This is a genomic window from Nocardia sp. NRRL WC-3656 (assembly GCF_000720265.1).
Lineage (GTDB): Bacteria > Actinomycetota > Actinomycetes > Mycobacteriales > Mycobacteriaceae > Nocardia > Nocardia nova.
Genome location: NZ_JOJF01000006.1, coordinates 191679 through 216675, shown reverse-complemented (window position 1 = coordinate 216675; position 24997 = coordinate 191679). Strand labels below are relative to the sequence as shown.

Sequence of the window (24997 nt, the reverse complement as noted above, 5' to 3'; positions counted from 1 at the left end):
GACCGCCGCGCGATCGTCGTGCTGTGGGTCAGCTGTCGGAGCGGGGGCGGGTGAGGATGAAGGAGTCCACCGGTTTCAGCGTGTCGGTGACCGCGTAGTAGGTGGCCGTCATGGTGGTGTGGCCGCCGGGGGAGCCGGGGTTCACGTCGAAAGCGCAGAAACCGTATGGGTGTTCGGGGTCTTTGAAGGCGGACCAGGGTGCTTGCTCCATCACGTAGATCGGCGCCTTCTTACCCGTGCCGGGGTCGACGGCGCCGACACCGGTGATCACCCGGCACTGCTGTCCGGGGAAGAACAGCCCGTTCGAGGGGGCGGAGGTACCACCGCCGCCGATCACGAGATGCACTGTGCCCTTGGAGGTGTCGATGATTTCGGGTGCGGTCGCGGTGGCGGGTGTGACCGCCTCCGGGACCGGTTTCGGAGTGAGGGTGTCGCTGCCGAGGACGCCGCGGACGGGATGTGAACGCTCGTAATGGTGTTCGTGACCGCACAGCACCAGATCGACCTGGTAGCGGTCGAACAGCGGCAGCCACTCCTGGCGGATCCCCAGATCGGCGCCGTTGGCCTTGTCGGCCGAGGAGATCGCGGTCTGGTGCATGAACACGACGATCCAGTCGATGGCGCGGTCCGCCCGGGCGGCGGCCAATTCCTTGTCGAGCCAGCGCTTCTGGGCGCCGCCCGAGTAGCCGTGCACGTAGGAGTTGCCGCCGTCCTGCAGGCAGATGTCGTCGTTGGCCACCGCGATCACCCGGACCGCGCCGACCGTGAAGGCGTACCAGAGCCCGCGCGCGAGATCCTCGGCCCCGCTGTCGGGCACGGTGAAATACGTTTGGAACGCCTCGTAACCGATCGGACCGTTGCCGCGTTCGTTCTCGTGATTGCCGGGCGCCGGCATCCACGGTCGGTGGCGAGCCGAGCGAGAATTGTTGGCCCACCAGTCGTTCCAGGTGCGGATCCGGTCGGTGGCGAGATTGGCGTAGCACAGGTCGCCGTTGACGAGATTGAACAGCGGGGCGAGATGTTCGATCCCCGCGGTGACATCTCCGGCGACGGGGGAGCCGAGGTTGTCGTTGACGTAGCGGCCGTTGTCCAGTTTGCCGAGCGTCGGGGTGCCCTGATCGCCGAAACTGGTGAAGCGGAACGCGGCCCGGCCCGCGGGTGCGGTGCGATGAGTGCCCAATTCCGGTGTGGCGCCGTCGTGTCCGGCCGCGTAGATGTAGTCGGTGTCCGGCGTGAGCCCGGTCAGCACCGCGTGATGGGCATACACCTCCGTGCCCGAGGCGGCGTCCCGGTAGACCCGGGTCTGTGCCTGCGCGGTCGCGCCGAAACCCGTTGTCGCCGTGCCGAATCGCACCACCGGATTGCGCACCGAACCTGGACTCTGCCAGCTCACCACGGCCTCGCGCGCGGCGTCTGCGCCGAACTGCAGGTGCAACCCCGTGACCGGTGGTGCCGCCACCCGGGCCGGCCCGATCGCCAGTTCCGGCGACAGCGGCCAGAATCGCCCGCCGCTGCCGGTCGACGATCCGTCGCCGCGCAATGCCGCCGTCGTCCCCGCGCCCACGGCCAGCCCGGCGATCGCCGCCGCCCCCGACGCGCCGAACAGCCACCGCCGGCTCACCCCGCGCGATCGGTCGGGGCGAGCGCCGCCACTCTCCGGTCCTCCTACTCGAGCAGCGGCGTCCGGCCCGGCGGTGTCATCTCCGTGCGTACCGCCGCCCGGCGTCGAACCAGGACCCGCCCCCGCCCCGGCGCTACCCGCCTGCTCCGATACCGGCTCCGACGCATCCTGCTCGTCCATCCCTCCACCCAACCGTGCGCGGGTTCAGAAAACCCCACGCCACGGCGAACGCCGGGTGAATCACGAGCCGAAGCGTCCCGTGCCGCGCAGTTTGGCGGCCGGATCGGTGGTTAGCCGTGCACTATCGGTCAGCGACGACGATCTCGTCGGCCCGGGTCTAGCGGCAGCGGTCGATCCGTTCAAGATCACCATCGACGTCACCGGGCTCGGCATCGATGGGTATCAGGCCGCGGACTGGCTCTACCGGCAGCGGCACATCGCGGTCGGGGTGGCCGATCACCGCCGGATCGTCGCGCAGTTCACCTGTGCCGACGACGCGCGGACCGCGGACGCCTTCCTCGACGCTCTCACCGCGGTGACCGCCGCCGCCCCCGAATTACCGGCCGCGCCGCCCGTCGAGTTACCGAGCCCGGAGTGTCTGGAACCGGAGACCGCCATGCGACCGCGAGATGCGTTCTTCGCCCCGGCCGAGCAGATACCGACCGGCGGCGCGGCCGGGCGGATCGCCGCGGAGATCATCTCCCCGTATCCGCCGGGTGCGCCGGATGTGGTTCCGGGAGATGTGCTGAGTACGGCGGTACTCGACTATCTGCACAGCGGTCTCGCCGCCGGCATGCGACTGCCCGATGTCACGGATACCAGTCTGTCGACGGTCCGGGTCGTGGCGAAGGGATAGATCGCCACCCTGCTCAGGCGCGAGCGGCGATGCGGGCTTGCACTTCCGGGCGCCGCAGCGGCGGAACCGACTTCGGCGGGGCCTTGCGCTCGGGCAGCGCTGCCAGCAGCCGGGTGGTCGCCGCCGCGATCTCGGCGACGGCCTCCTCGACCGCCGGGCGGGTGGCCTCGGAGATGCTGCTCAGACCACCCACCTTGCGGACGTACTGCAGCGCGGCCGCGTCGATTTCCTCGGGTGTCGCCGCGGGGTCCAAGCCGCGCAGCGCGGTGATATTTCGGCACATGCTTACGAGGGTAAGCCGCGTGCCGGTTGCGATCGAGCCGTCTGATACCGGCTCAGGCGGCGCTGCCGCTCGAGAACGGCGAGTAGCCGTAGCCGTAGCCATACCCGTAGCCGCCGGTCCACGGGCTGTACCACCCGGGATAGAAGCCGCCGTAGCCTCCGCCCGGCACACCCCAGCCGGGCATTCCCCAGCCGCCGTGATGGCCCCAGCCGTGATGACCCCAGCCGTGGACGAACTGGATGTCGGTTCCGGTTGCCTGGACTTCCTGGGACTGGGCCGGGGCTACCGCCGGTTCGGCGAGAGCGGGGCCGGCGGCCGCCACGATCGGGGCCGCCGCGATGGCGACCGCGATCACCGTGCGGGACATGCGGGTGCGGATCTTCGAGGGCAGTTCGTTTCGAACCATCGGAATTCCTTATGTACGTGTCTCGGTCATATCCGTCCACGGCTCGAGCCGAGCCGCTCAACTTGCTTGACGCCATTCAATGTACCGCTATTTAACGGCACGTTCAAGAGCGTCGAAAAGATGACGTGACGTCTATGCGCGCGTACGAAAGGAATCGATGGGGCGAGCGCCGCACCGCCGGGCCGTGATCGGCCGCGGTGCGACGCCGCCTCGCGGTAACGGCTAGAGCCGCACGGGGTAGGTGGGCTCCTGAATATCGGGCTTGATCCGGTTCTCGACGAAGATGCCGTGCCAGATCATGAACACCAGCAGCGTCCACAGGCGACGGCTGTGGTCGCCGTTGCCGGCGCGGTGTGCCTCGAGCATCGCCTTGATCGCGGACTTGTCCAGCAGATGGTCGGTCTGCGATTCCGCGATCTGGGTGGCGGCCCAGTCGTAGAGCTCCGGGCCGCGCAGCCAGTGCCGCAGCGGCACCGGGAAGCCCAGCTTCGGCCGGTGCAGCACATGCGGCGGGACGATCGTCTCGAGTGCGCGACGCAGCGCGTACTTGGTGGTCTCCTTGGTGATCTTCTGCTGATACGGGATCTGCTCGGCGACCGCGAACACCTCGGGGTCCAGGAACGGCACCCGCAGCTCCAGCGAATTGGCCATGGTCATCTTGTCGGCCTTGACCAGGATGTCGCCGCGCAACCAGGTGAACAGGTCCAGATGCTGCATGCGCGCCACCGGATCCCAGCCGCGTGAGCGCGCGTAGATCGGGGCAGTCACATCCTGGTGCGTCCATTCCGGACGGAATTCGCGCAGCACCGACCGCAACTGGGCGTCGTTGAAGCTGCGGGCGTTGCCGTAATAGCGCTGCTCGAGCGGCAGCGAACCGCGATGCAGCAGGCTCTTGCCGCGCGTTCCGTCCGGAATCCGGTCCGAGAGCTTGCCGGCCAGTCGCCGCACACCCTTCGGCAGGTATTCGAAGGGCTTGAGCGACAACGGTTCCCGATAGATCGTGTAGCCGCCGAACAACTCGTCGGAACCCTCACCGGAGAGCACCACCTTGACGTGCTTGCGGGCCTCCTGCGCCACGAAATACAGCGGCACCAGCGCCGGATCGGCCACCGGATCGTCGAGGTACCAGACGATCTCGGGGATCGCGCCGGCGAACTCCTCGGGACTCACGGTGCGGATGAAATGCTTCGCGCCGATCGCCTCCGCGGTCTCGGCCGCCACGTCGGCCTCCGAATACCCCTCTCGCTCGAACGCCGAGGTGAAGGTGAGCAGATTCGGGTTGTGCCGGATCGCCAGCGCCGCGATCGCGGTGGAGTCGATGCCACCGGACAGGAAGGCGCCGACGGTGACGTCCGCGCGCATGTGCTTGGCGACCGAATCCTCGAGCACCGCCGCGATCTCGCGGTAGCGGGCCTCCTCCGAGCCGGCCGCGAACGGGCGTACCCGGAAGTTCGGCTCGAAGTAGCGGGTCACTTCCGGCGCGGCGCCGGGACGCAGCGTGGCGTAGCAGCCCGATTCCAGGCGGCGAATGTTCGCGTGCAGCGACTCCGGCTCCGGCACGTACTGCAGCACCGTGTAGTGCTCGAGCGCGCGCGGATCCAGCGCGTCCGACAGATTCAGCGCGGGCAGCAATTCCAGCAGGCTCTTCTTCTCGCTGGCGTAGGCGGTGCCGCCCGGGCCGGTGGCCAGGAACAGCGGCTTGATGCCGAACGGGTCGCGGGCCAGCACCAGCTCCTGGGTTTCGGTGTCCCAGATGGCGAAGGCGAACATGCCGCGCAGCTTGGAGAATGCCGCGGTGCCCCAGTGGTGATAGGCCGCGACGATCGCCTCACCGTCGCCCTCGGTGGCGAACCGCGCCCCGAATTCGTCGCTCAGCTGCGCGCGCAACTCCAGGTAGTTGTAGATCTCACCGTTGAACGCCAGCGCATAACGCTGCGGATTCTCCGGCGGGCCCCAGCGCAGCGGCTGATGCGAGTGCTCGATGTCGATGATCGAGAGGCGGTTGAAGCCCAGGATGATGTGTTCGTCGTGCCAGGTGCCGCGCTCGTCCGGGCCGCGATGGCGCCCGCACTGCAAGGCGTCGTACACCTGCTGTACGACGGAGTCGGTGGCCACATCGGCGGTCAGAAATCCCAGCAGTCCACACACTGCGTCGAGAACCTCGTTTCCGGATCGGGTACGCGGAGAACATTCGAAACCAGTCCCCGAGTATGCCGCACCGCGGCCCGGCTCGTCGCCTCGCTGGGCGGCGGTCGCGCTCGCCTGGGATTTCGCGCCCGCGCGCGCGGGCGGCGCAACCGATCGGCGGGGATCGCACCCGGTGGCCGGTGTGTCGAAAGCGACCCGGGCACAACGCGGGAGGCGGTTTGGTCTACGCTGCGTAGTACTCGGGAACTCTCGTGGTCGGCCGTGCGTTCGGTGCGGCTCGCGAAAGGCTCCCGAACGTGCTGAAAACGCGCCGCCCGGCATCCGGGTGGCGCCGTGTCGGATGGACGACCAGGAAGGCGTTGAGCGTGGCGCACAAGGCGAGCGAAGCGATAGGGGCACGACCCGCCCGGGTACGGCGGGGCCGCATCCTTCGGCGGGCCGGGCTGGCGGTGTCCATGGGGATCACCGTGATGCTCGTCTCGGGCTGCTCGATCGACAATCCCGTGCTTCGGTTCGGCTGGCCCTCGGGTGTGACCCCGCAGGCGACCCGGATGCGGGAACTGTGGACGTGGTCGGTCGTCGCCGCCCTGGCGATGGGTGTGCTGGTCTGGGGTCTGACCTTCTGGACCGTGACCTTCCACCGCAAGAAGAAGACCTCCCCGGAGTTCCCGCGGCAGACCGGGTACAACGTGCCGCTGGAGCTGACCTACACGGCGATTCCGTTCGTGATCATCGCGGTGCTGTTCTACTTCACCGTGGTCGTGCAGAACTACGTGCACGAGAAGACCTCGAACCCGGATGTGGTCGTCGACGTGACCGCGTTCCAGTGGAACTGGAAGTTCGGTTACCAGAAGGTCGTCGGTCAGAACGGCCAGGTCTACGACGGTGTCGACCAGACTCGTCAGGCGCTGAACGAGCGGATCCAGGCCGAGTACAAGGAGCGCACCGCCGACGGCCACCCGCAGCCGGGTCCGGTGCACGGCCTGCCCGCCAACGACATCTCCTACCTGCACTACGACAAGGTCGAGACCATCGGCTCGTCCAACGAGATCCCGGTGCTGGTGCTGCCGACCAACAAGGTCGTGGAATTCCAGCTGGCCGCCGCCGACGTCATCCACTCCTTCTGGGTGCCGGAGTTCCTGTTCAAGCGCGACGTGATGCCGAACCCGAAGGAAAACCACTCCGACAACACCTTCCAGATCACCAAGATCGAGCACGAGGGTGCTTTCGTCGGCCGCTGCGCGGAGATGTGCGGTACTTTCCACTCGATGATGAACTTCGAAGTGCGTGCCGTGACGCCGGACAAGTTCGACAAGTACATCGCCGCCCGCGAAGCGGGTAAGACCAATGCCGAGGCCCTGTCGAGCATCGGCGAGTCGCCGGTCGCGACCACCACGCACCCGTTCGACACCCGTCGCACCGCGCGTGAAGCCAGCCAGGCCGAGAGCAAGTAAGAAGGGTACTGAACAGACATGAAGGTCGAAGCACGCATCTTCGAGCTGCTCACGGTGTTCTTCATCATCGTGGCGGTCGTCTACGGATTCTTCACCGGCCAGTCCCGCACCGGCGTCGAGTGGGCGGGTACCACCGCTATCGTGCTGACCGCCGGACTGACGCTGATCGTCGGCACCTACTTCCGCTTCGTGGCGCGCCGGTTGGACCTGCGCCCCGAGGACTACGAAGAGGCCGAAATCGTCGACGGTGCCGGCGACCTGGGCTTCTTCTCGCCCGGCAGCTTCTGGCCCATCCTGCTGGCCGGTTCCGCCTCGGTCACCGCGCTCGGCTTCGCGTTCTTCCAGTACTGGCTGATCGGCCTGGGCGTGCTCTGCATCCTGGCCTCGGTCGCCGGTCTGGTGTTCGAGTACCACGTGGGTCCCGAGAAGCACTGAGCATCCGACGCGCGAGCGCCCCGGCTTCGGCCGGGGCGCTTCGTCGTTGATGGGCCTTTTCCGAGATATCGCCGAGAAGGGATATCGCCGGAAAAGCCGAACGCCCCGACATGTCTGCCGGGGCGTTCGGTCTTCGCAGTGGGGTCAGTCGGGGGTGTGGTAGCGGCGGGCGCGTTCGGAGCGGCAGATGTCGTCGATGCCGGAGGTGATGTCGCGCAACAGTTCCGGGGCGCCGGAGCGGCCCGAGTAGGTGCCGGTGGGGCGCAGGCGGCAGGTGAAGGTGATGAAGCCGTGGTCCTCGCCGGCGGATTCGTGCAGATACGGGGACCGCACGCCGTAGGTCATGGCGGAGATGACCGTGATGGCGCCGCTGCGCTCGCGATGCTCGGCGAACAGGTCGTGCAGGCGGTGGAAGACGGTGCTGTAGCTGCTCAGGGGCGCGAAGACCGCCACCCGGTAGGCCGGGCCGCGCTCGGAGGAGCTGATCACGGTGTCGGCGAGATATTCGGCGTCGCGCAGCGTGAGGACCTTGGGGGCGAACATCAGCGCACCGGCGGCGGCGTTGCGCACCGGCATACCGGCGCGGCCACCTGCGGCCGAGGCGATGGCGCCCAACGACTTTCGCGCCCGCGCACCCAGTTCGCGGCGGGCCCGCAGCGAGGGGGTGGCGGTGGTGGGGTGCAGACTCGACCACTGGCCGAAGCGGACCGTGCCGAGCTGGATGTTCCCGGTGCCCACCGGACGCGAGACGCGCAGCGGCGCGGTGTCGACCCAGCGGCCGACCTGCAGCAGGGCATCGCCAGGGCGGGTGATCTCGGCGTGCGAATGTTCGACGAAGGTGTCGAAGTCGAGGAAGCGGTGCGCGTCGGAGGTGAGCCAGGTGTGGTCCTTGTCGACCTCGATGGCTTGCAGCGTCAGCGCCGTGATGATGCCGGTGCGCCCGGCCCCGCCGAGGATGCGGTGGAATCGCTCGGCATGATGGGTGCGCCCGCAGGTGCCGAACCTGCCCTCGGGGTCCACGTATTCGAGGGCGACCACGTTGTCGCTGAACATGCCGTAGCGGTGCGAGGCCGCGCTGAGTCCGCCGACGGCGGCGAAACCGCCGGCCGTGATCTCGCGGTGGTCGCCGACGATCGGCAGGCCCAGGCCGTGTGCGGCCAGGGTGCGATCGATATCGGACAGCCGCGCGCCGGCCTGCACGCGCACCAGCCGCGCATCGGCGTCCACCGCCTGCACCCGGTTCATCCGGCGCAGCGACATCACGATGCGACGGTCGGGCGGGGCCGGTTCGTCGTCGAGCTGCTCGCTGCTGTGGTCGCCGCCGCGCACGGTCAGCGGTTGCGGTCGTGAATCCCGCACTGTGCGAACGACATCCGCGGTGTCGCGGGGCAGATATTCCTCCGGCAGAGCAGCGAGCGTGGTACTCATGGCCTCAAAGCTAACCACAGTAGCGGCGCTACGTCTGCACCGAAGTTTGCAGTGCAGGTGCGGGGGTTTTCGCCACCGGCGCGAAGGCGAACAACGCGGCCGCGACGGCCGCCCACAGGATCCACCCGGGGAGGCCGGAACCGCCCAATAGTGTGTGCGCGTGCTCGCTCGAGTCGGCCGACTGCAGGGCGCCGAAGATCAACGCTCCGCTGTTCCACGACGCGTGCGCGACCGCGGCGGGCCACACGCTGGCCGACCGCAGCCGCAGCCAGCCGAGGACGGCGCCGAAGCAGATGGCGAACGGGATGTAGGCCAATGCCGACCAGGCGCCGATATCGGTGAAGCCGTAACCGAGCAGTGTCAGCGGGGCGTGCCAGAGGGCCCAGACGACCCCGGTCGCGATCAGCGCCACCGGGGTGCCGTAGCGGGAGATCAATTGTGGCAGCAGCCAACCGCGCCAGCCGATCTCCTCGCCGAGCGCGTTCGGCAGCGTCGCGATGACGGACGTCGTCAGTGTCTCGAACAGTATTGCGACCACCGTCGAGGTGTCGAACTTGCCCAGATCGAAATGGAACCAGCCGAGCGCCGCGCTGATCTCGTAGGCGATCCACGCGACCATTTGCGTGCCGAGCCAGGCGGCGACGATCAACCGAGCGGTGCGGGCAGGTGCCGGGCCGAGGCCGAGGCCGACGTCGGCGGCGAAGCCGGGAGCCGCCGGGACGCCCGGTGCGGCGGGGCGCGCGAGCACAGGCTGCCGCATCCTCGACCGTGCGACGAGAACGGCCACTGTCGGGGCGAACATCATGAGGGCCGCTCCATCGTTCAGCCACGGGACCGATTCCAGCCCCTTCCCGTCGATCCAGGGAATCGACGCGAGCACCCACGCGAGTGCGTACGCCACCACGATGTATGTGGCTATATCCGAACGCCGAGCAATCATATGTCCGTCCTTGCGACTGAATCCGATGCCGATCGGGATCGGCCGCCACCGGTCTCGGCATTCGGCACCCCCGGATACTTCGACGCGGTGCAAGTGGAATCGGTTCCCGCGCAGTGTGGTTCGGACGGCGTGTCCGCCGATACGGCGCGGCGGACGTACCCTGAACTTTTCGTGCAAACCGCCACAGGAGATGCGGAAAACCGCCGAATTCGGCGAGGTTTGCACGATTGATTCACCATCACCGGATCTGCAGACACTTACCGTCTCGTGCGGCGGTCCGATGGTGGCGGGCGGGTGTGGTGATTCGGATGTGACATCGGCTATCGGGTGCTTGCCCGGACTCCGGGTGCGGGGTTGGGTAGGGGCATGAGCACAGTGCTGGTGACCGGTGGGACGGGAGCGCTCGGGCGGCATGTCGTGGATCGGCTGCGGGAACGCGGGCACGACGTGCGGGTGCTGTCGCGGCGCCCGGGTGCGGGGACGCATGTGGGGGATCTGACGACCGGTGCCGGGGTGCGCGACGCTGCCGAGGGCGCGGAGTCGATCGTGCACGCGGCTTCGGATTTCCGGCGGTTCGGTAAACCCGACATCGAGCAGACGCGGAACCTGCTCGCGGCCGCCGGGGAAGCGCGGCATCTGCTCTATGTGTCGATCGTCGGCATCGACCGCATCCCTTTCGGCTACTACCGCAACAAACTCGCCTGCGAACAACTGATCGCCGACAGCGGTGTGCCGCACACGATTCAGCGCGCCACCCAATTCCACGACCTCATCGCCGCGGTCCTGTCCGCGGTGCAGAAGCTCCCGATCGCGCCGCTGCCCTTGGATTTCCGCTTTCAGCCGGTCGCCACCGAAGATGTGGCCACCCGCCTCACCGACCTGGTAGAAGGCGAACCACGCACCCACGCGGACGATTTCGGCGGCCCACAGGTGCTCACCCTGAAAGAACTGGCGAAGATCTGGCAGCAACACCACGGCCGCCCGCACCGCACGGTGCCGCTCCCGCTACCCGGCACGATCGCCCGCGCTTTCCGCGCCGGTGACAACACCTGCCCCGACCATGCCGACGGCACGCGCACGTGGGCGGAGTATGTGGCCTCCGATCCGGGGCTGAGCTACCGCCTGCGCGGGTAGGGCCGTCGGGTGTCACGACGCCGGCCGGGTCGGGATCAGGCCAGTCGATCCGCCGGTGTCGCTCCTTCGTCGAACATCGCCGCTGGTTCGTCGGAGTAGAACAATTCGAGATCGCGTCCCCACAGCAGACCGAGATCGCGTTCGACGGCCCAGTCCACCACCGTCCAGAACGATTCCCGTTGCGACTGCCGATCCGCATCCGGGTCGTGACGCGGTAGCAGCGTCGCGAGTTCGTGCGTCTGCGGCGCGTTCAACCAGCCGCCGACACCTTCCCCGAAGCCGCCACCGCCGTGCACCCAGTAGCCCGAGTGCGTGTCCAGCCGCACGAGAAGCTCTTGTACCCGGAACACTTCGCTGTCCGGTTCCGGACGTGAGTCGTGCCGCAGAAGTAGCGACGGGAAGATCGACCACGGGGATGGCACCCTCAACCCCAGATGTCCCCAGGCCCGCACGGCCTCGCCGGTGACGACCCACTCCACCAGTTCAACCAGTTCCCAATACCCCCAGCCCGGCTCGCCCGGGCGGCGGCCCGGCTCGGTCAGTGTGCCGCCGACGACCCGAAAGTCGCGCCCCAGGTCGCCGGTGGCGAACGACTCGTCGAGGTGGGCCACTACCGCGGCCAATCCTTCGAACCGGCACGGCATGGGTTCGCCGAGGGGGTCGCCGTCGTCGATCATTCCGCGGCCGTGCGCGTACATGCGCTGCAATGCCCCGGTGACAACGGGATGTTCGTGCCCTGCGCGCAGCGCGGGAATCACGACATCGCGAAATCTCTGCTCGTCGAAGGCGCAGACGCCGCCCCATACACCCACTGCCACTCCCGCCGCTGTTCGATCGTGGACGCCATCATCGGTCGACCGCGGGGCCCGTGACAACCGAAAATCGCGCGGCGGTAGCCGATTTCAGCACTGGCCGCCGCCGACCTCGCCGGTGGTGAGCTCGATGGTGGCGCCGGTGGGGACCGAGACGCCCGCATCGGGATTCTGAGTGGTGATCACGCATTGGCCGCCGCCCGGGCCGCGGCTGGTGCCGCCGGTGATGTGTGCGTGCAGGCCCGCGGCGGTGAGGAGTTGGTCGGCGAGGGCCGGGCGGTCGCCGCGGACATCCGGGACGCTGACCGTGCCGGCCGCGGGGGATGTGGTCGTGCCGGTGGGCTGTGCCGGGTTGGCGGCATTCGGTGTGCCGGACGTGGCTGCGGTGGCGGCCGACGTGGCCGCACCGGTGGTAGACGTTGCGGGCGTGGCGGTTTCGGAATCGCAGCCGGACAAAACTGCGGTCAGTGCGAGTGCGGCGATCGAAATCCGCAGGGACAGAACGGTACGGCGGTTGTGGTTGGAACGGCGTGGGAAGGTTGTGGTCGGCACATCCCGACCGTAGTTGCTCCCGCGTCGATGCGCTCGGACCCTCGATGAGGAGATGATTGCCGTTGCCTTCGCTCGGTTGGCGGGCGCATCTGTGTGGGGGCAGAGCATGCCGATCGGTCAGGTGCCGGTGGTGGTTCGGGTGATCCTTTCTGCGGTGGCGGTGATCGCTGCGCCGAGGGCGGTGAGGCGCTGGGCGGAGAGGCGGGTGTCGGGGCAGGCGACTACGGCGGCGATGACGCCGTCGCCGGCGAAGATGGGGGCGGCGACGGTGACTACGGCGTTCTCGGCGCCGAGTTCGTCGGGGAGGTAGTCGATGGTGATCAGGTCGGTGATCATGCTGCCCAGGCGGTTGCGGAGTGGATCGGTGACCGGGGAATTGCGCAGGGCGGCAAGGGCTTCGAGTACGGGAGCGGATTCGTCCGCGAGACGCTCGACGGAGTAACCGCGGTCGCGCACGGCGTCGAGGACCGCGAGCAGGCGTTCGCGATGGGCGGGGTCGGCGTGGGCGATCCAGGCGGTGCGTTCGGAAGCCGGTGCCCAGGCGATGAATTCACGGGCCACCGGCGGTGCCAGGGGCAGGCGGCGGCCCTGCCGGATCCACGGGACCGACGGGGTGCCGGCGACCTCGGTGATGATGATCGAACCGTCGTCGCGCTCGGCCAGGAAAACCGGAAAGCCCTGTTCGGCAACGAATTCCCGCAGCAGGTCGGCAGCCAGGCGGCGCAGCGGGAAGGCCGCCTCCGCACGGCGTGCGACGGCGAGCAGCCCCATCCCGAGCCCGTAATTGCCGTCGAGATCGCGCACCGTCCAGCCGTCGGTAGTGAGCTGGGTCAGCACCGCATGTGCCGTCGCCCTCGAGAGTCCGGTCTCGCGCACAATCCGCGCCAGCGACAAGTGCTCGGCGGGCCGGCGCGACAGCAGGTCGATTACCCGCACCACGCGATGCGTGGGTGGTGATCCCGCGGAGGCGGTAGGAGTGACCTCGGTGCTCTCGGACATCGCGCCCTTTCTGGTCGATGGATGCGGTGACAAGTCACCCCGGTCCGCGCCGCCGCTCACCGTACCGGTGCGAGGCGGGCCGGCTTCCCGGTCCGGAGCGCTGAATGGTCGGCGAGGCCCGGCTTCGGCGCGGTGGAGGACCGGACTTCGAGGCGCTGGTCGGCTCTCGGGCCGTCGGATCTACGTGCGCCGAATCGGAGGCGCGGCTCAGGACGATGCAGCGACTTCGCACCCGGTATGGCGGCTACGAACATGCGCCGTCGTCGACAGCCACTTGACCGACGCGCAGCTGTCCGCTTATCGTCGGTGTCACAATATCGAACAATAGCGTCGAATATTCGACAACGCAACTCCGAAGTGGTCGAGATTTCGGATCCGGGGAAGCGATGCGAGCGATGCGGACAAGGCGAATGTGATGCGGACGGGATACGAGCTGTCGCATCTGTCGGCCCTCGAGGCCGAATCGGTGCACATCTTCCGGGAGGTGGCGGCCACCTTCGAACGACCGGTGCTGCTGTTCTCCGGCGGTAAGGATTCGGCGGTGATGCTGGAGCTGGCCCGCAAGGCGTTCTGGCCGGCGGCGCTGCCGTTCGCGCTGCTGCACGTCGATACCGGGCACAACTTCGACGAGGTGATCGAGTTCCGCGATCGCACGGCGGCCAGGCTCGGCGCGCGGCTGCTGGTGGCGCGGGTACAGGACGATATCGACGCCGGGCGGGTCACCGAACGCCCGGGGGAGAGCCGGAATCGGTTGCAGACCACCACATTGCTGCGCGCGATCGGCGAACATCGCTTCGACGCCGTATTCGGCGGGGCGCGCCGCGACGAGGAGAAGGCGCGCGCCAAGGAGCGGGTGTTCAGTTTCCGCGACGAATTCGGCGCGTGGGAGCCGCGGGCGCAGCGCCCGGAGGTGTGGAACCTCTACAACGGCAAACACCGTGCGGGCCAGCACATCCGGGTGTTCCCGCTGTCGAACTGGACCGAACTCGACATCTGGGAGTACATCGACCGCGAAGCGGTGGAACTGCCGCCGCTGTACTACGCGCACCGCCGCCCGGTCTTCCGCCGCGACGGAATGCTGCTGGCCGCCAATCCTTTCCTGACCCCCGGCCCGGACGAACCGGTGTTCGAGACGACGGTGCGGTTCCGCACCGTCGGTGACGCCACCTGCACCGGATGTATCGAGAGCGAGGCCGACAATCCGGCGGCCGTGATCGCCGAAACCGCGATCACCCGGCTCACCGAACGTGGCGCCACCCGCGCCGACGACCGCATCTCCGAATCCGGGATGGAAGACCGCAAGCGGGAGGGCTACTTCTGATGAGCCGCAATCTGTTACGTCTCGCGACAGCCGGCAGCGTCGACGACGGCAAGTCCACCCTCATCGGCCGCCTGCTCTACGACTCCAAGAGCCTGTTCTCCGATCAGCTGGCCGCCATCGAACGGGCCAGTGCCCAACGCGGCGACGCCGCAACGGATCTGGCGCTGGTGACCGACGGCCTGCGCGCCGAGCGGGAACAAGGCATCACCATCGACGTGGCCTACCGCTACTTCACCACGCCGCGCCGCAAGTTCATCATCGCCGACACCCCGGGCCACGTGCAGTACACGCGGAATATGGTGACCGGCGCCTCCACGGCGGATCTGGCGTTGATCCTGGTCGACGCGCGCAAGGGCGTGGTCGAGCAGACCCGCCGGCACGCGTTCCTGGCCTCGCTGCTCGGGGTGCCGCACCTGGTGGTGTGCGTGAACAAGATGGATCTGGTGGACTGGTCGGCCGCGCGATTCGACGAGATCCGCGAGGAATTCGCCGATTTCGCGGCGAAACTGACCGTCGGCGATCTGAGTTTCGTGCCGGTGTCGGCGCTGCACGGCGACAACGTGGTCACCGACTCCGCGCACACCCCGTGGTATGCGGGCCCGCCGCTGCTGAGCCACCTCGAACAGGTGCATATCGCCTCGGACCGCAATCTGATCGACGCGCGGCTGCCGGTGCAGTACGTGATCCGCCCGCACGCCGATGCCGGCACCAGCGGGGCCGGCCATCGCACCTACGCCGGGACCATCGCCGGCGGCATCTTCAAACCCGGCGACGAGGTGGTCGTGTTGCCGTCCGGGCGTTCGTCGCGGGTCGCGCGGATCTGGGGACCGGGCGGGGTGAAGGTCGACGAGGGGTTCACCGGGATGGCGGTCTCGGTGGAACTCGACGACGAAGTCGATGTCGGGCGCGGAGATATGCTGGCCCGCCCGGGAAATCGGCCGCATATCGCCGATGAGGTCGACGCCATGGTGTGCTGGTTCTCCGAGACCACCGAACTGCGGCCCGGTGCGCGCTATGCGATCCGCACCGCCGCCCAGACCACCCGCGTCCAGGTCCACGACCTCGACTACCGGCTCGACGTCAACACCTTGCACCGTGTCACGGACGCGAATGCCCTGGCGCTCAACGACATCGGCCGCCTCACCCTGCGCGGTCAGCGTCCGCTGATGGTCGACAGCTACCGCGACAATCGCCGCACCGGCAGTTTCATCCTGATCGACGAGGACACCGATCAGACCGTGGCCGCCGGGATGATCCTGGCCCGCGACACCGGGCCGGAGTCGGCGCCGGACGCCTCGGCGGCGCCGAAGGTGGTGCGCGAGGACGTGGTCTGGCACAGCTCCTCGGTGGGGCGCGGCCAGCGCCCGCACGCCGGTGCGACGGTGTGGCTGACCGGTCTGTCCGGCTCCGGAAAGTCCACGATCGCCGTGGAATTGGAGCGCCAGCTGGTGGCCGCCGGCCGCCCGGCCTATCGGCTCGACGGCGACAATCTGCGGCACGGGCTCAACGCCGACCTCGGTTTCACCGACGAGGACCGGCGCGAGAACATCCGCCGGGTGGCTCAGGTCGCCTCGTTGTTCGCCGACGCCGGTCTGATCGCCATCGTCTCGGTGATCAGCCCGTTCGCCGACCAGCGCGAGCAGGCGCGCGGGGTGCACGCCGCGAGTGGTCTGGACTTCCACGAGATCTTCGTCGACACCCCACTGGAGGTGTGTGAGCGCCGGGATCCGAAGGGGTTGTACGCCAAGGCCCGCGCGGGCCGGCTGCCGGAGTTCACCGGCATCGACTCGCCCTACGAACGTCCCGAAGACGCCGAGCTCGTGATCACTCCCGATCACGGCTCACCCGCCGAAATCGCCGCGCTGATCCGCCGCGAACTGAGACTGTGAACCGCAGTTCTGCCCGCACAACACCCTAGGACGACATGAGTACATCGACAGGATCGTCACCGGGAACCGATACCGCCGCCGGAAACGGACTTCCGGGCGGCGGGTCGCTCACCGAACCGTTCACCGCGGCGATCGCCGAGGCCGAGAAGCTGATCGCGGCAGCGGATTTCATCAACGACGAGAAGGATCTCGCCGAGGGGTACGACTACCTCGCGGGCAGTATCGCCGCGTGCCTGCAGCTGTCGGGCACGCACGGCACCAGCCACCCGTACTTCGTGAGCTCCACCGGCCCGCACGCGAAAATGGGCCTGGACAACCCGGATACGCTCTACTACCACGCCAATGTCGAGCCGGGTGCGGAATATCTGCTCACCGGTGTCCGCGGCAGTACCGTCGACCTCAGCTTCCAGGTGCTGCGCGGCGACTACACCGCCACCGACGTTCCCAACGGCGACGACGCCTTCGACGACCGCCGCCTGCAGATCGCCGCCGACGGCAGCTACCAGCTCCGCTTCGGCCCGCCGAAAGCCGATGCCGGGCCGAACTATTTCGTCCTCGGCGAGGGTGCCTCGATGCTCGCGGTGCGCGAGGTCTACGGCGACTGGAACGCGGAGACGAAGGGCAGCATCCGCATCGAGCGCCTCGACACCGTCGGCACCGCGGCCCCCGAGCCCGGTGTCGACCAGCTGCGCAAGCGGTATCGGGCCGCGTCGCGGGCGCTGGTGCAGCGCATCCACACCTGGTTCAACTTCCCCAAGTGGTTCTACCTCGACCTGCCGGTGAACACCCTCACCGAACCGCGGCTCACCCCGGGCGGACTCAGCACCCAGTACTCCTCGGTCGGCCACTTCGATCTCGACGACGACCAGGCGCTGGTGATCACGGTGCCGAAATCCGATGCGCCCTATCAGGGATTCCAGCTGGGTAGCCGCTGGTACATCTCCCTCGACTACGTCAACCACCAGACCAGCCTCAACAGCGCTCAGGCCCAGGTCGATCCGGACGGGATGATCCGCATGGTGGTCTCGGCTCGCAACCCGGGCATCACCAATTGGATCGAGACCACCGGACGCCGCCGCGGCATCCTGCAGTTCCGATGGCAGCGCGTCGCCCGGGAGATGACCCCCGCGGACGGGCCGCAATTCGCCCTGGTGCCCTTCGACGAGGTGGCGGCGCAGCTGCCGCACTACGAACTCAACCGGATCGACGAGCAGGGCTGGCGCGCCCGCATCGCCGACCGCCAGCGCGGTTTCGCCGATCGGATGCTCGGATGAGCGCCGGAACGGGCCTGCTGGCAGACAAGGTGGTCGTGATCAGCGGCGTGGGTCCCGGACTGGGCCGCTCGCTGTGCGTGCAGGCGGCCGCGGCCGGCGCGAAGGTGGTGCTGGCCGCGCGCACCGAATCGCGGCTGCGGGAGGTGGCCGACGAGATCGACGCCGCCGGCGGGACGAGCCTGATCGTGCCGACCGACATCACCGACGACGCCGCGGTCGCGAATCTGGTCGAGCGCACGGTGGAGACCTTCGGCCGGGTCGACGCGCAGGTCAACAACGCCTTCGCGATGCCGTCGATGAAGTCGCTGGCGCGCACCGACTTCCGGCAGATCAGCGACAGCCTCGAGCTGACGGTGCTGGGCACGCTGCGGGCGACCCAGGCCTTCACCGACGAACTGGCCAAGACCCGGGGCGCGGTGGTGATGATCAATTCGTCGGTGCTGCGGCACTCCGAACCGCGCTACGGCAGCTACAAGGTCGCCAAGTCGGCGCTGCTGGCCATGTCGCAGACGCTGGCAACGGAATTGGGCGCCAAGGGAATTCGGGTCAACAGTGTGGCGCCGGGCTACATCTGGGCCGATCAGCTGAAGTGGTATTTCGGTGAGGTCGCGAAGAAGTACGGCATCACGGTCGACCAGGTGTACGAGCAGACCGCCTCCCGGTCGGATCTCAAGCGCCTGCCCGAACCGGACGAGATCGCCAGGGTCGTGGTGTTTCTCGCTTCCGAGTGGGCCAGTGCCATCACCGGCCAGACCCTGGACGTCAACTGCGGCGAATACCACGTGTGAGGAACAGAATTTCATGACCGCTCGTACCAACGTCGGCACCGTCGAGGATCTGCACGCATCCGCCACCAAGGCGTGCGGCCTCACCGATTTCGGCCCCGACGACTACACCGAGGCGCTCGGTGTGCTGCTCGACTCGTATCGGCGCGACGCCGACCTCACCGAACTCGGTTCCAAGATGAACCGCTACTTCCTGCGCGGCGCACTGGTCGCGCGCGCGCTGAGCGAGGCGTCCTGGAAGGCCAATCCCGGCTACGCCGAGACCGCGATCGAGCGGCCGATCTTCGTCACCGGCCTGCCCCGCACCGGCACCACCGCGCTGCATCGGCTGCTGGCCGCCGATCCGCGGCATCAGGCGCTCGAGATGTGGCTGACCGAACTGCCGCAGCCGCGGCCGCCGCGCGAGACCTGGGCCGACAATCCGGTGTTCCAGCAGATCGACGCCGGTTTCGCGCAGCATCACGTCGACAATCCGGAATTCATGGGCCTGCACTACATGAGTGCCGCCGAGGTCGAGGAATGCTGGCAGCTGCTGCGCCAGACGGTGAAATCCATCGCCTACGAATCACTGGCCTATCTGCCGACCTATTCGCAGTGGTTGCAGAAGCAGGACTGGACCAACGCCTATCAGCGGCACAAGCAGAATCTGCAGCTGATCGGCCTGGGTGACACGAGGGGCTGGGTGCTGAAGAACCCGAGCCACCTGTTCGCGCTGGACGCGCTGATGGAGGTCTACCCCGACGCGCTGATCATCCAGACCCACCGCGACCCGGTGACCATCGTCGGTTCGTCGTGCAGCCTGTCCGAACAGGCCACCAAGGGCTGGTCGAACACCTTCGTCGGGGAGACGATCGGCCGCACTCAGCTCGAACTCTGGTCGCGGGGCCTGCGCGAATTCAATTCCGCGCGGGCGCGATACAACCCCGATCAGTTCCTCGACATCCAGTTCGAGGATCTGCGGGCGGACCCGTTCGGCACCGTCGAGAAGATCTATTCGACGTTCGGGCTGGATTACACCGAGGCGGCCCGGAACGCGATGCGGGCGCTCGACGAGGAGAGCAAATCGGGCGACCGCAAGCCCGCGCACAAGTATTCGCTGGCCGACTACGGGCTGACCGAAGACGAGGTGAGATCGGTCTTCGCCGACCTCTGAGATCGCTGTACCCGCCGCGGGCCGGCTCGGAATCACCGAGTCGGCCCGCGGCGTTTCCGCCGGGTGGGCCCGGGTCAGACCTCGGCGGATTTCTCGCGGCGGCGGGCGCGGCGCTGCTGGATGGCGGCGAAGCGGATCTCCAGGCCCGTGACGAACGATTCCAGCGCCAATTCGAAACTCTCCGAGTCGATTTCGTCGGCCTTCGCGCGCAGCAGGTGCGCCTGTTCCAGATGCGGGTAACGGTCGCGATAGACCTGGACGTCGTCGACGAAGCCGCGGGAGAACGAGCCGATGGTCGAACCCATCACCACATAGCGGGTGGCCGCGCCGATCATGGTGGCCTGGCGGGGTGGCCAGCCGGCGCCGACCAGGCCGCCGTGCACGGCGTCGGCCGCGCGTAGATTCTCCTCGCGCTTACCGGGGCCCGAGGCCAGGTAGGGGACGAAGTTGGGGTGGCGGACCAGGGCGGCGCGGTAGGAACGCGCCCACGAGATCAGGCCGGTGCGCCAGTCGGCGGTTTCGAAGGCCGAGGCGTCCACATGGGACATGATGCCGGCGGCGATATCGTCGAGCAGATCGTCCTTGGTGGGGTAGTGGCCGTACAGCGAGGCCGCCTGAACGCCCAGCTCGGCGGCCAGTTTCCGCATCGAGAGCTCGGGTAGTCCGTCGCGGTCGATCAATTCCAGTGCCGTCTCGCGGATGCGTTCGCGACTCAGTAGCGGTACCCGTGGCCGAGGCATCCTCGCCACCTCCTTCGCCGCGAAACCGGACCGTGCCGAGTCAACCTACACCGTCGAGCACCGGGGCCTTGAACATCCGAACGCTGTTAGTTTATCGTGGCAATCGATACCTAACAACGTTCGGTTAGGAGTTTTCCGTCATGGATCTGCAACTCGGCGATGCCCGCCGCGAGCTGCGCGAGGTCGCCCGCGCCTGGGTCGACAAGGAGGTCGTGCCCTACGCCGCGGCCTGGGATCGCGCCGAATCGGTGGATACCGCGATCGTGCGCAAGCTCGGCGACATGGGCTTTCTCGGTATCGAGATCCCGGAGGAGTACGGCGGCTCGGGTGGTGACGCGATGTCGTACTGCCTGCTGCTCGAGGAGCTCGGCCGCGGCGACAGCTCGGTGCGTGGCATCGTGTCGGTCTCGCTCGGGCTGGTCGGCAAGTCGCTCGAGAGCTACGGCAGCGAGCAGCAGAAACAGCACTGGCTGCCCCGCTTGTGCGCGGGAGAGTCGCTGGGCTGCTTCGGCCTCACCGAACCGGGCACCGGGTCCGACGCGGCGAATCTGACCACCCGTGCCGTCCGCGACGGCGAGGACTGGGTGCTCTCGGGCACCAAGATGTTCATCACCAACGGCACCTGGGCCGATATCGCGCTGATCTTCGCGCGCACCGGCGAACCGGGACCCAAGGGGGTCACCGCATTCCTCGTGCCCACGGACGCGACGGGTTTCGGCCGCACCGAGATCAAGGGCAAACTCGGTCTGCGCGGACAGGCGACCGCGGAAATCGTGCTCGACGGGGTGCGGGTGCCGGATTCGGCGCGACTCGGCGGCGAGGGACAGGGGTTCCGGATCGCGATGGCCGCCCTCGACAAGGGGCGCATGGGCGTGGCCGCGGGATGCGTCGGGGTCGCCCGCGCCTGCCTCGAGGCCGCCGTGCGCTATGCCGGGGAACGCGAACAGTTCGGTAAACCGATCGCCTCCTACCAGCTCGTGCAGGAGCTGATCGCCGATATCGCCGTCGATGTGGAGGCCGCGCGGCTGCTGGCCTGGCGAGTCGCCGACCTGGTCGATCGCGGCGAACCGTTCGGCACCGAGGCGTCGGTGGCGAAGCTGTTCGCCAGCGAGGCGGCGGTGAAGGCGGCCAACAACGCCATCCAGGTATTCGGCGGATACGGGTACATCGACGAATACCCGGTGTCGAAGTATCTGCGCGACGCGCGGGTGCTCACCCTCTACGAAGGAACCAGCCAGATCCAGAAACTACTCATCGGCCGCGCCCTCACCGGCGTGAACGCCTTCGTGTGACAACCGATTTCGAGGAGAGAATTCGATGACAGATCAGCGCAGAGTGGCCGTGGTGACCGGGGCCGCCCGGGGCATCGGTGCGGCCACCGCGGCCCGCCTGGCCGCCGACGGGGCGGCCGTGGCCATCGCCGACCTCGACGAGAACGCCTGCAAGACAACCGCGGACGAGATCGTCGCCGCCGGTGGGGTGGCCGTCCCGCTGGCCTGCGATGTCACCGACGAGGCGAGCGTCGACGCCGCCTTCGATCGCGTCGCCGCGGAGCTGGGGTCGCTCGACATCCTGGTCAACAACGCCGGCGTGCTGCGCGACAACCTGCTGTTCAAGATGTCGGCCGACGACTGGGACACCGTGATGTCGGTACACCTGCGCGGCGCGTTCCTGTGTTCCCGTGCGGCACAACGGCATATGGTCGCCCGACGCTACGGCAAGATCGTCAACACCTCCAGCGTCTCGGCGCTCGGCAACCGTGGCCAGGCCAACTACTCGGCCGCCAAGATGGGCATTCAGGGACTCACCCGCACCCTGGCGATCGAGTTGGGCCCCTACGGCATCAACGTCAATGCGGTCGCGCCGGGCTTCATCGTCACCGAGATGACCGCCGCCACCGCGGCCCGCGTCGGCGTGTCGGTCGAGGAATGGCAGGCGAAGTCGGCCGAGATCACTCCGGTGCGCCGGGTCGGCCGCCCCGACGACATCGCGAACACCGTCGCCTTCCTCGCCTCCGACGAGGCGTCCTTCATCACCGGCCAGACCATCTACGTCGACGGCGGCCGTCGGCTCTGAAACCGTTCCAGGAGAACATCATGCGCAGAACCAGCTTCACCGAGGACCACGAGACCTTCCGCGGCACGGTCCGCAAATTCGTCGAGACCGAAGTGGTCCCGGTCTACGACACGTGGCTGGAAGCGGGCATCGTGCCCCGCGAGTTCTATTACAAACTGGCCGAATTGGGCGTCTTCGGCATCGAGGTGCCCGAGGAATACGGCGGTGCCGGCATCGACTCGTTCAAATTCCAGACCATCCTCATGGAGGAGACGGCACGCGCTGGTGTGTCGTTCGGCGGATCCAGCGTGCACGTCGGGCTGTGCCTGCCGTATCTGAAGAAGCTCGCCACCGAGGAACAGAAACAGCGCTGGCTGCCCGGATTCGCCGCCGGTGAGATCATGTTCGCCATCGCCATGACCGAACCCGGCACCGGGTCGGATCTGGCCGGAATGCGCACCACCGCCAAGCTTTCCGAGGACGGCACGCACTACGTGCTCAACGGCGCCAAGACCTTCATCACCGGTGGCGTGAACGCCGACCGGGTGATCGTCTGCGCCCGCACCGCGCCGCCCCGCGAGGACGACCGCCGCTTCGGCATCTCCCTGCTCGTGGTCGACACGAAGTCACCGGGCTACACGATCGGCCGCAAACTCGACAAGCTGGGGCTGCGGGCCTCCGATACCGCCGAGCTGAACTTCACCGATGTCCGGGTGCCGGTCGAAGATCTGCTGGGCGAGGAGAACAAGGGCTTCTCCTACCTGGGCCAGAATCTGCCCCAGGAGCGGCTCTCCATCGCCGCCGGCGCCTACGCCCAGGCGGCGGCCGCGGTGCGGTTCGCGCAGGAATACACCCAGCAGCGCAACGTCTTCGGCAAACCCGTCGCCTCGTTCCAGAACACCAAGTTCGAGCTCGCCGCCTGCAAGGCCGAGGTCGACGCGGCCGAGGCCGTGGTGGACCGGGCTCTCGAGGCCCTCGACGCCGGTGAACTCAGTGCGGCCGACGCCGCCTCGGCGAAGCTGTTCTGCACCGAGGTCGCCGCGCGCGTCATCGACCGCTGCCTGCAACTGCACGGCGGCTACGGCTTCATCAACGAATATCCGATCGCCCGGCTCTACGCCGACAATCGGGTCAATCGCATCTACGGCGGGACGAACGAGGTCATGAAGATGATCATCGCCAAGGATATGGGGCTGTGAACGCGACGTTGTCGCTGGCGAGCATCCTCGCCGAACCGGCGCGGCGCCGGCCCGGGCACGTGGCGCTCATCGAGGGCGAGCATCGGCTCACCTTCGCCGAATTGTGGCGTGCGGCAAGGGAACAGGCCCGCGCGTTGATCGAGCGTGGTATCCGGCCGGGTGATCGGGTCGCGCTGATGTGCCCGAATACAGCCGACTTTCCCCGGGCCTACTACGCGATCCTCGCGGCGGGGGCGACGGTGGTGCCGGTGCATCTGCTGCTCACCGCCGAAGAGGCCGAATTCGTCCTGCGCGACAGCGGGGCGACGCTGCTGATCTGCCATCCGCAGGTGGAATCGGTCGGTGCGGAGGCGGCCCGCCGGGTCGGCATCGCCTGCGTGCGCCCGGACGGCCTGACGGGCGAGGCGATCGCGCTGTTCGTTCCGCGCTCGCCGCTGGATACCGCCGTGGTGTTCTACACCAGCGGGACCACCGGCCGGCCCAAGGGTGCGGAGCTGAGCCATCTCAATATGGTCATGTGCGCCACCGTGAACGCCTTCGACGCCAACGATGTGCACCGCGACGATGTGGCCCTCGGCGCGCTGCCGCTGTTCCACGTATTCGGGCAGACCGTCTCGATGAACTCCACCTGGCGGGTCGGCGCGACCCTCGTCCTGATGCCGAGATTCACCGCGCCCGAAGCGATTCGGCTCATGGTGACCGAACGCGTGAACACCTTCCACGGCGTCCCGACGATGTATCACGGACTGATCGAGGCGGCCGCCGGCGCCGTCGAACTCCCCGCACTACGGCTGTGCATCTCCGGGGGCGCGGCGCTGCCGCTGCCGGTGCTGGAACGGTTCGAGGAGGTGTTCGACGCGCGGATCCTCGAGGGGTACGGGCTCTCGGAGACCTCACCGACCGCGGCGGTGAACCAGCCGGTCTTCGGACCGCGCGCCGGCACCGTCGGACATCCGGTGTGGGGCGTGGACGTGGAGATCGCCGATCCCGGCGTCACCGACCGCATCGAGTTGCTGCCGACCGGCAGCGTCGGTGAGGTGGTGGTGCGCGGGCACAACGTGTTCAGCGGCTACACCGGCAATCCGGAGGCGAGCGAGCGGGCCGTGGTCGACGGCTGGTTCCGCACCGGCGACCTCGGCGTGCGCGACGAGCAGGGATATCTGCGGATCGTCGACCGGATCAAGGAGATGATCATCCGCGGCGGGTTCAACGTCTATCCCACCGAAGTGGAGGAGGCGCTGCTGCGGCATCCGAGGATCGCGCAGGTGGCGGTGATCGGAGTGCCGGACGAGAACTACGGCGAGGAGATCGTGGCAGTCGTCGTGCCGGCCGGTGAGGTCAGCGCCGAGGAAGTCATCGCCTACGGCCGCGAGCATGTGGCACGGTACAAATACCCGCGGCGCGTGGAGTTCGTCTCCGAGTTGCCGCTCGGGCCGACGCACAAGGTGCTCAAACGCGAACTGAAACAACGTTTCATGTGAGCTGCCGGCGCAACGCCCCGGCAGCACGGAAG

Annotated in this window: 23 protein-coding genes; 13 read left to right on the top strand and 10 right to left on the bottom strand. The window is 68.0% G+C overall.

Annotated features, from left to right (window positions below; genetic code table 11):
* Positions 1-28 precede the first annotated feature (28 nt).
* Entirely contained in the window at positions 29-1621 is a 1593-nt protein-coding gene (locus tag IG65_RS0111035; RefSeq protein WP_030514782.1) for a metallophosphoesterase family protein, read from the bottom strand.
* 286 nt (positions 1622-1907) lie between these two features.
* Between IG65_RS0111035 and IG65_RS38440 the strand changes: the two genes are divergently transcribed.
* On the top strand, positions 1908-2477 hold the full coding sequence (locus IG65_RS38440; protein ID WP_197039817.1) for a hypothetical protein: 570 nt from the start codon (positions 1908-1910) through the stop codon (positions 2475-2477).
* A 13-nt stretch (positions 2478-2490) separates the two neighbouring features.
* On the opposite strand, the gene IG65_RS0111025 is transcribed toward IG65_RS38440, so the two are convergent.
* The 3 genes from IG65_RS0111025 to asnB all read right to left on the bottom strand — a co-directional run bounded on the left by IG65_RS0111025 (position 2491) and on the right by asnB (position 5314).
* Entirely contained in the window at positions 2491-2760 is a 270-nt protein-coding gene (locus tag IG65_RS0111025) for a DUF2277 family protein (protein WP_030514780.1), read from the bottom strand.
* A 52-nt stretch (positions 2761-2812) separates the two neighbouring features.
* On the bottom strand, positions 2813-3166 hold the full coding sequence (locus IG65_RS0111020) for a hypothetical protein (RefSeq protein ID WP_051755728.1): 354 nt from the start codon (positions 3164-3166) through the stop codon (positions 2813-2815).
* A gap of 222 nt (positions 3167-3388) precedes the next feature.
* Positions 3389-5314, bottom strand: coding sequence for an asparagine synthase (glutamine-hydrolyzing) (asnB, locus tag IG65_RS0111015; protein WP_030514778.1), 1926 nt, complete (start codon positions 5312-5314; stop codon positions 3389-3391).
* A gap of 455 nt (positions 5315-5769) precedes the next feature.
* Here asnB and IG65_RS0111010 point away from each other — a divergent pair, with 455 nt between their 5' ends.
* On the top strand, positions 5770-6768 hold the full coding sequence (locus tag IG65_RS0111010) for a cytochrome c oxidase subunit II (protein ID WP_051755726.1): 999 nt from the start codon (positions 5770-5772) through the stop codon (positions 6766-6768).
* 18 nt (positions 6769-6786) lie between these two features.
* The gene (locus IG65_RS0111005; protein WP_030514776.1) at positions 6787-7203 is read left to right on the top strand and encodes a cytochrome c oxidase subunit 4; all 417 of its coding nucleotides are present in this window, start codon (positions 6787-6789) and stop codon (positions 7201-7203) included.
* A 144-nt stretch (positions 7204-7347) separates the two neighbouring features.
* Here the strand turns inward: IG65_RS0111005 and IG65_RS0111000 are convergent, their stop codons facing one another.
* Both IG65_RS0111000 and IG65_RS36770 read right to left on the bottom strand, forming a co-directional pair.
* A complete protein-coding gene (locus tag IG65_RS0111000; RefSeq protein WP_030514775.1) occupies positions 7348-8631 on the bottom strand; it encodes an FAD-binding oxidoreductase in 1284 nt (427 codons plus the stop codon).
* Between the two features lie 28 nt (positions 8632-8659).
* Entirely contained in the window at positions 8660-9571 is a 912-nt protein-coding gene (locus IG65_RS36770) for a CPBP family intramembrane glutamic endopeptidase (protein WP_063833574.1), read from the bottom strand.
* A gap of 366 nt (positions 9572-9937) precedes the next feature.
* Here IG65_RS36770 and IG65_RS37705 point away from each other — a divergent pair, with 366 nt between their 5' ends.
* Complete coding sequence (locus tag IG65_RS37705; protein WP_030514773.1) at positions 9938-10705, top strand: SDR family oxidoreductase; 768 nt, start codon at positions 9938-9940, stop codon at positions 10703-10705.
* 35 nt (positions 10706-10740) lie between these two features.
* On the opposite strand, the gene IG65_RS0110985 is transcribed toward IG65_RS37705, so the two are convergent.
* The 3 genes from IG65_RS0110985 to IG65_RS39565 all read right to left on the bottom strand — a co-directional run bounded on the left by IG65_RS0110985 (position 10741) and on the right by IG65_RS39565 (position 13068).
* The gene (locus tag IG65_RS0110985; RefSeq protein WP_030514772.1) at positions 10741-11517 is read right to left on the bottom strand and encodes a hypothetical protein; all 777 of its coding nucleotides are present in this window, start codon (positions 11515-11517) and stop codon (positions 10741-10743) included.
* A 90-nt stretch (positions 11518-11607) separates the two neighbouring features.
* Positions 11608-12069 (bottom strand): PASTA domain-containing protein, encoded by a 462-nt coding sequence (locus IG65_RS35775; protein ID WP_051755723.1) that lies wholly within the window; start codon positions 12067-12069, stop codon positions 11608-11610.
* Positions 12070-12186: 117 nt separating this feature from the next.
* Positions 12187-13068 carry an IclR family transcriptional regulator gene (locus IG65_RS39565; RefSeq protein WP_030514771.1) on the bottom strand — a complete coding sequence of 294 codons (882 nt, stop codon included), beginning with the start codon at positions 13066-13068 and terminating at the stop codon, positions 12187-12189.
* 415 nt (positions 13069-13483) lie between these two features.
* Between IG65_RS39565 and cysD the strand changes: the two genes are divergently transcribed.
* From cysD to IG65_RS0110945, 5 genes are read left to right on the top strand one after another with little or no spacing between them, the layout of a single operon-like run.
* Positions 13484-14389, top strand: coding sequence for a sulfate adenylyltransferase subunit CysD (cysD, locus tag IG65_RS0110965; RefSeq protein ID WP_030514770.1), 906 nt, complete (start codon positions 13484-13486; stop codon positions 14387-14389).
* Positions 14389-16278, top strand: a complete 1890-nt coding sequence (gene cysC, locus IG65_RS0110960) for an adenylyl-sulfate kinase (protein WP_030514769.1) — start codon at positions 14389-14391, stop codon at positions 16276-16278. The genes cysD and cysC overlap by 1 nt, the downstream gene beginning before the upstream one ends.
* Before the next feature lie 35 nt (positions 16279-16313).
* On the top strand, positions 16314-17552 hold the full coding sequence (locus IG65_RS0110955; protein WP_030514768.1) for a hypothetical protein: 1239 nt from the start codon (positions 16314-16316) through the stop codon (positions 17550-17552).
* A complete protein-coding gene (locus tag IG65_RS0110950; protein ID WP_030514767.1) occupies positions 17549-18340 on the top strand; it encodes an SDR family oxidoreductase in 792 nt (263 codons plus the stop codon). Before IG65_RS0110955 ends, IG65_RS0110950 begins: the two co-directional genes overlap by 4 nt.
* Before the next feature lie 13 nt (positions 18341-18353).
* Entirely contained in the window at positions 18354-19490 is a 1137-nt protein-coding gene (locus tag IG65_RS0110945) for a sulfotransferase (RefSeq protein WP_030514766.1), read from the top strand.
* A gap of 74 nt (positions 19491-19564) precedes the next feature.
* Here the strand turns inward: IG65_RS0110945 and IG65_RS0110940 are convergent, their stop codons facing one another.
* Entirely contained in the window at positions 19565-20230 is a 666-nt protein-coding gene (locus IG65_RS0110940; RefSeq protein ID WP_036523997.1) for a TetR/AcrR family transcriptional regulator, read from the bottom strand.
* Between the two features lie 140 nt (positions 20231-20370).
* Between IG65_RS0110940 and IG65_RS0110935 the strand changes: the two genes are divergently transcribed.
* From IG65_RS0110935 to IG65_RS0110920, 4 genes are read left to right on the top strand one after another with little or no spacing between them, the layout of a single operon-like run.
* A complete protein-coding gene (locus IG65_RS0110935) occupies positions 20371-21522 on the top strand; it encodes an acyl-CoA dehydrogenase family protein (protein ID WP_030514764.1) in 1152 nt (383 codons plus the stop codon).
* A gap of 25 nt (positions 21523-21547) precedes the next feature.
* On the top strand, positions 21548-22306 hold the full coding sequence (fabG, locus tag IG65_RS0110930) for a 3-oxoacyl-ACP reductase FabG (RefSeq protein ID WP_030514763.1): 759 nt from the start codon (positions 21548-21550) through the stop codon (positions 22304-22306).
* 20 nt (positions 22307-22326) lie between these two features.
* Entirely contained in the window at positions 22327-23484 is a 1158-nt protein-coding gene (locus IG65_RS0110925) for an acyl-CoA dehydrogenase family protein (protein WP_030514762.1), read from the top strand.
* The gene (locus tag IG65_RS0110920; RefSeq protein WP_030514761.1) at positions 23481-24965 is read left to right on the top strand and encodes a long-chain fatty acid--CoA ligase; all 1485 of its coding nucleotides are present in this window, start codon (positions 23481-23483) and stop codon (positions 24963-24965) included. The genes IG65_RS0110925 and IG65_RS0110920 overlap by 4 nt, the downstream gene beginning before the upstream one ends.
* The last annotated feature ends 32 nt before the right edge of the window (positions 24966-24997 follow it).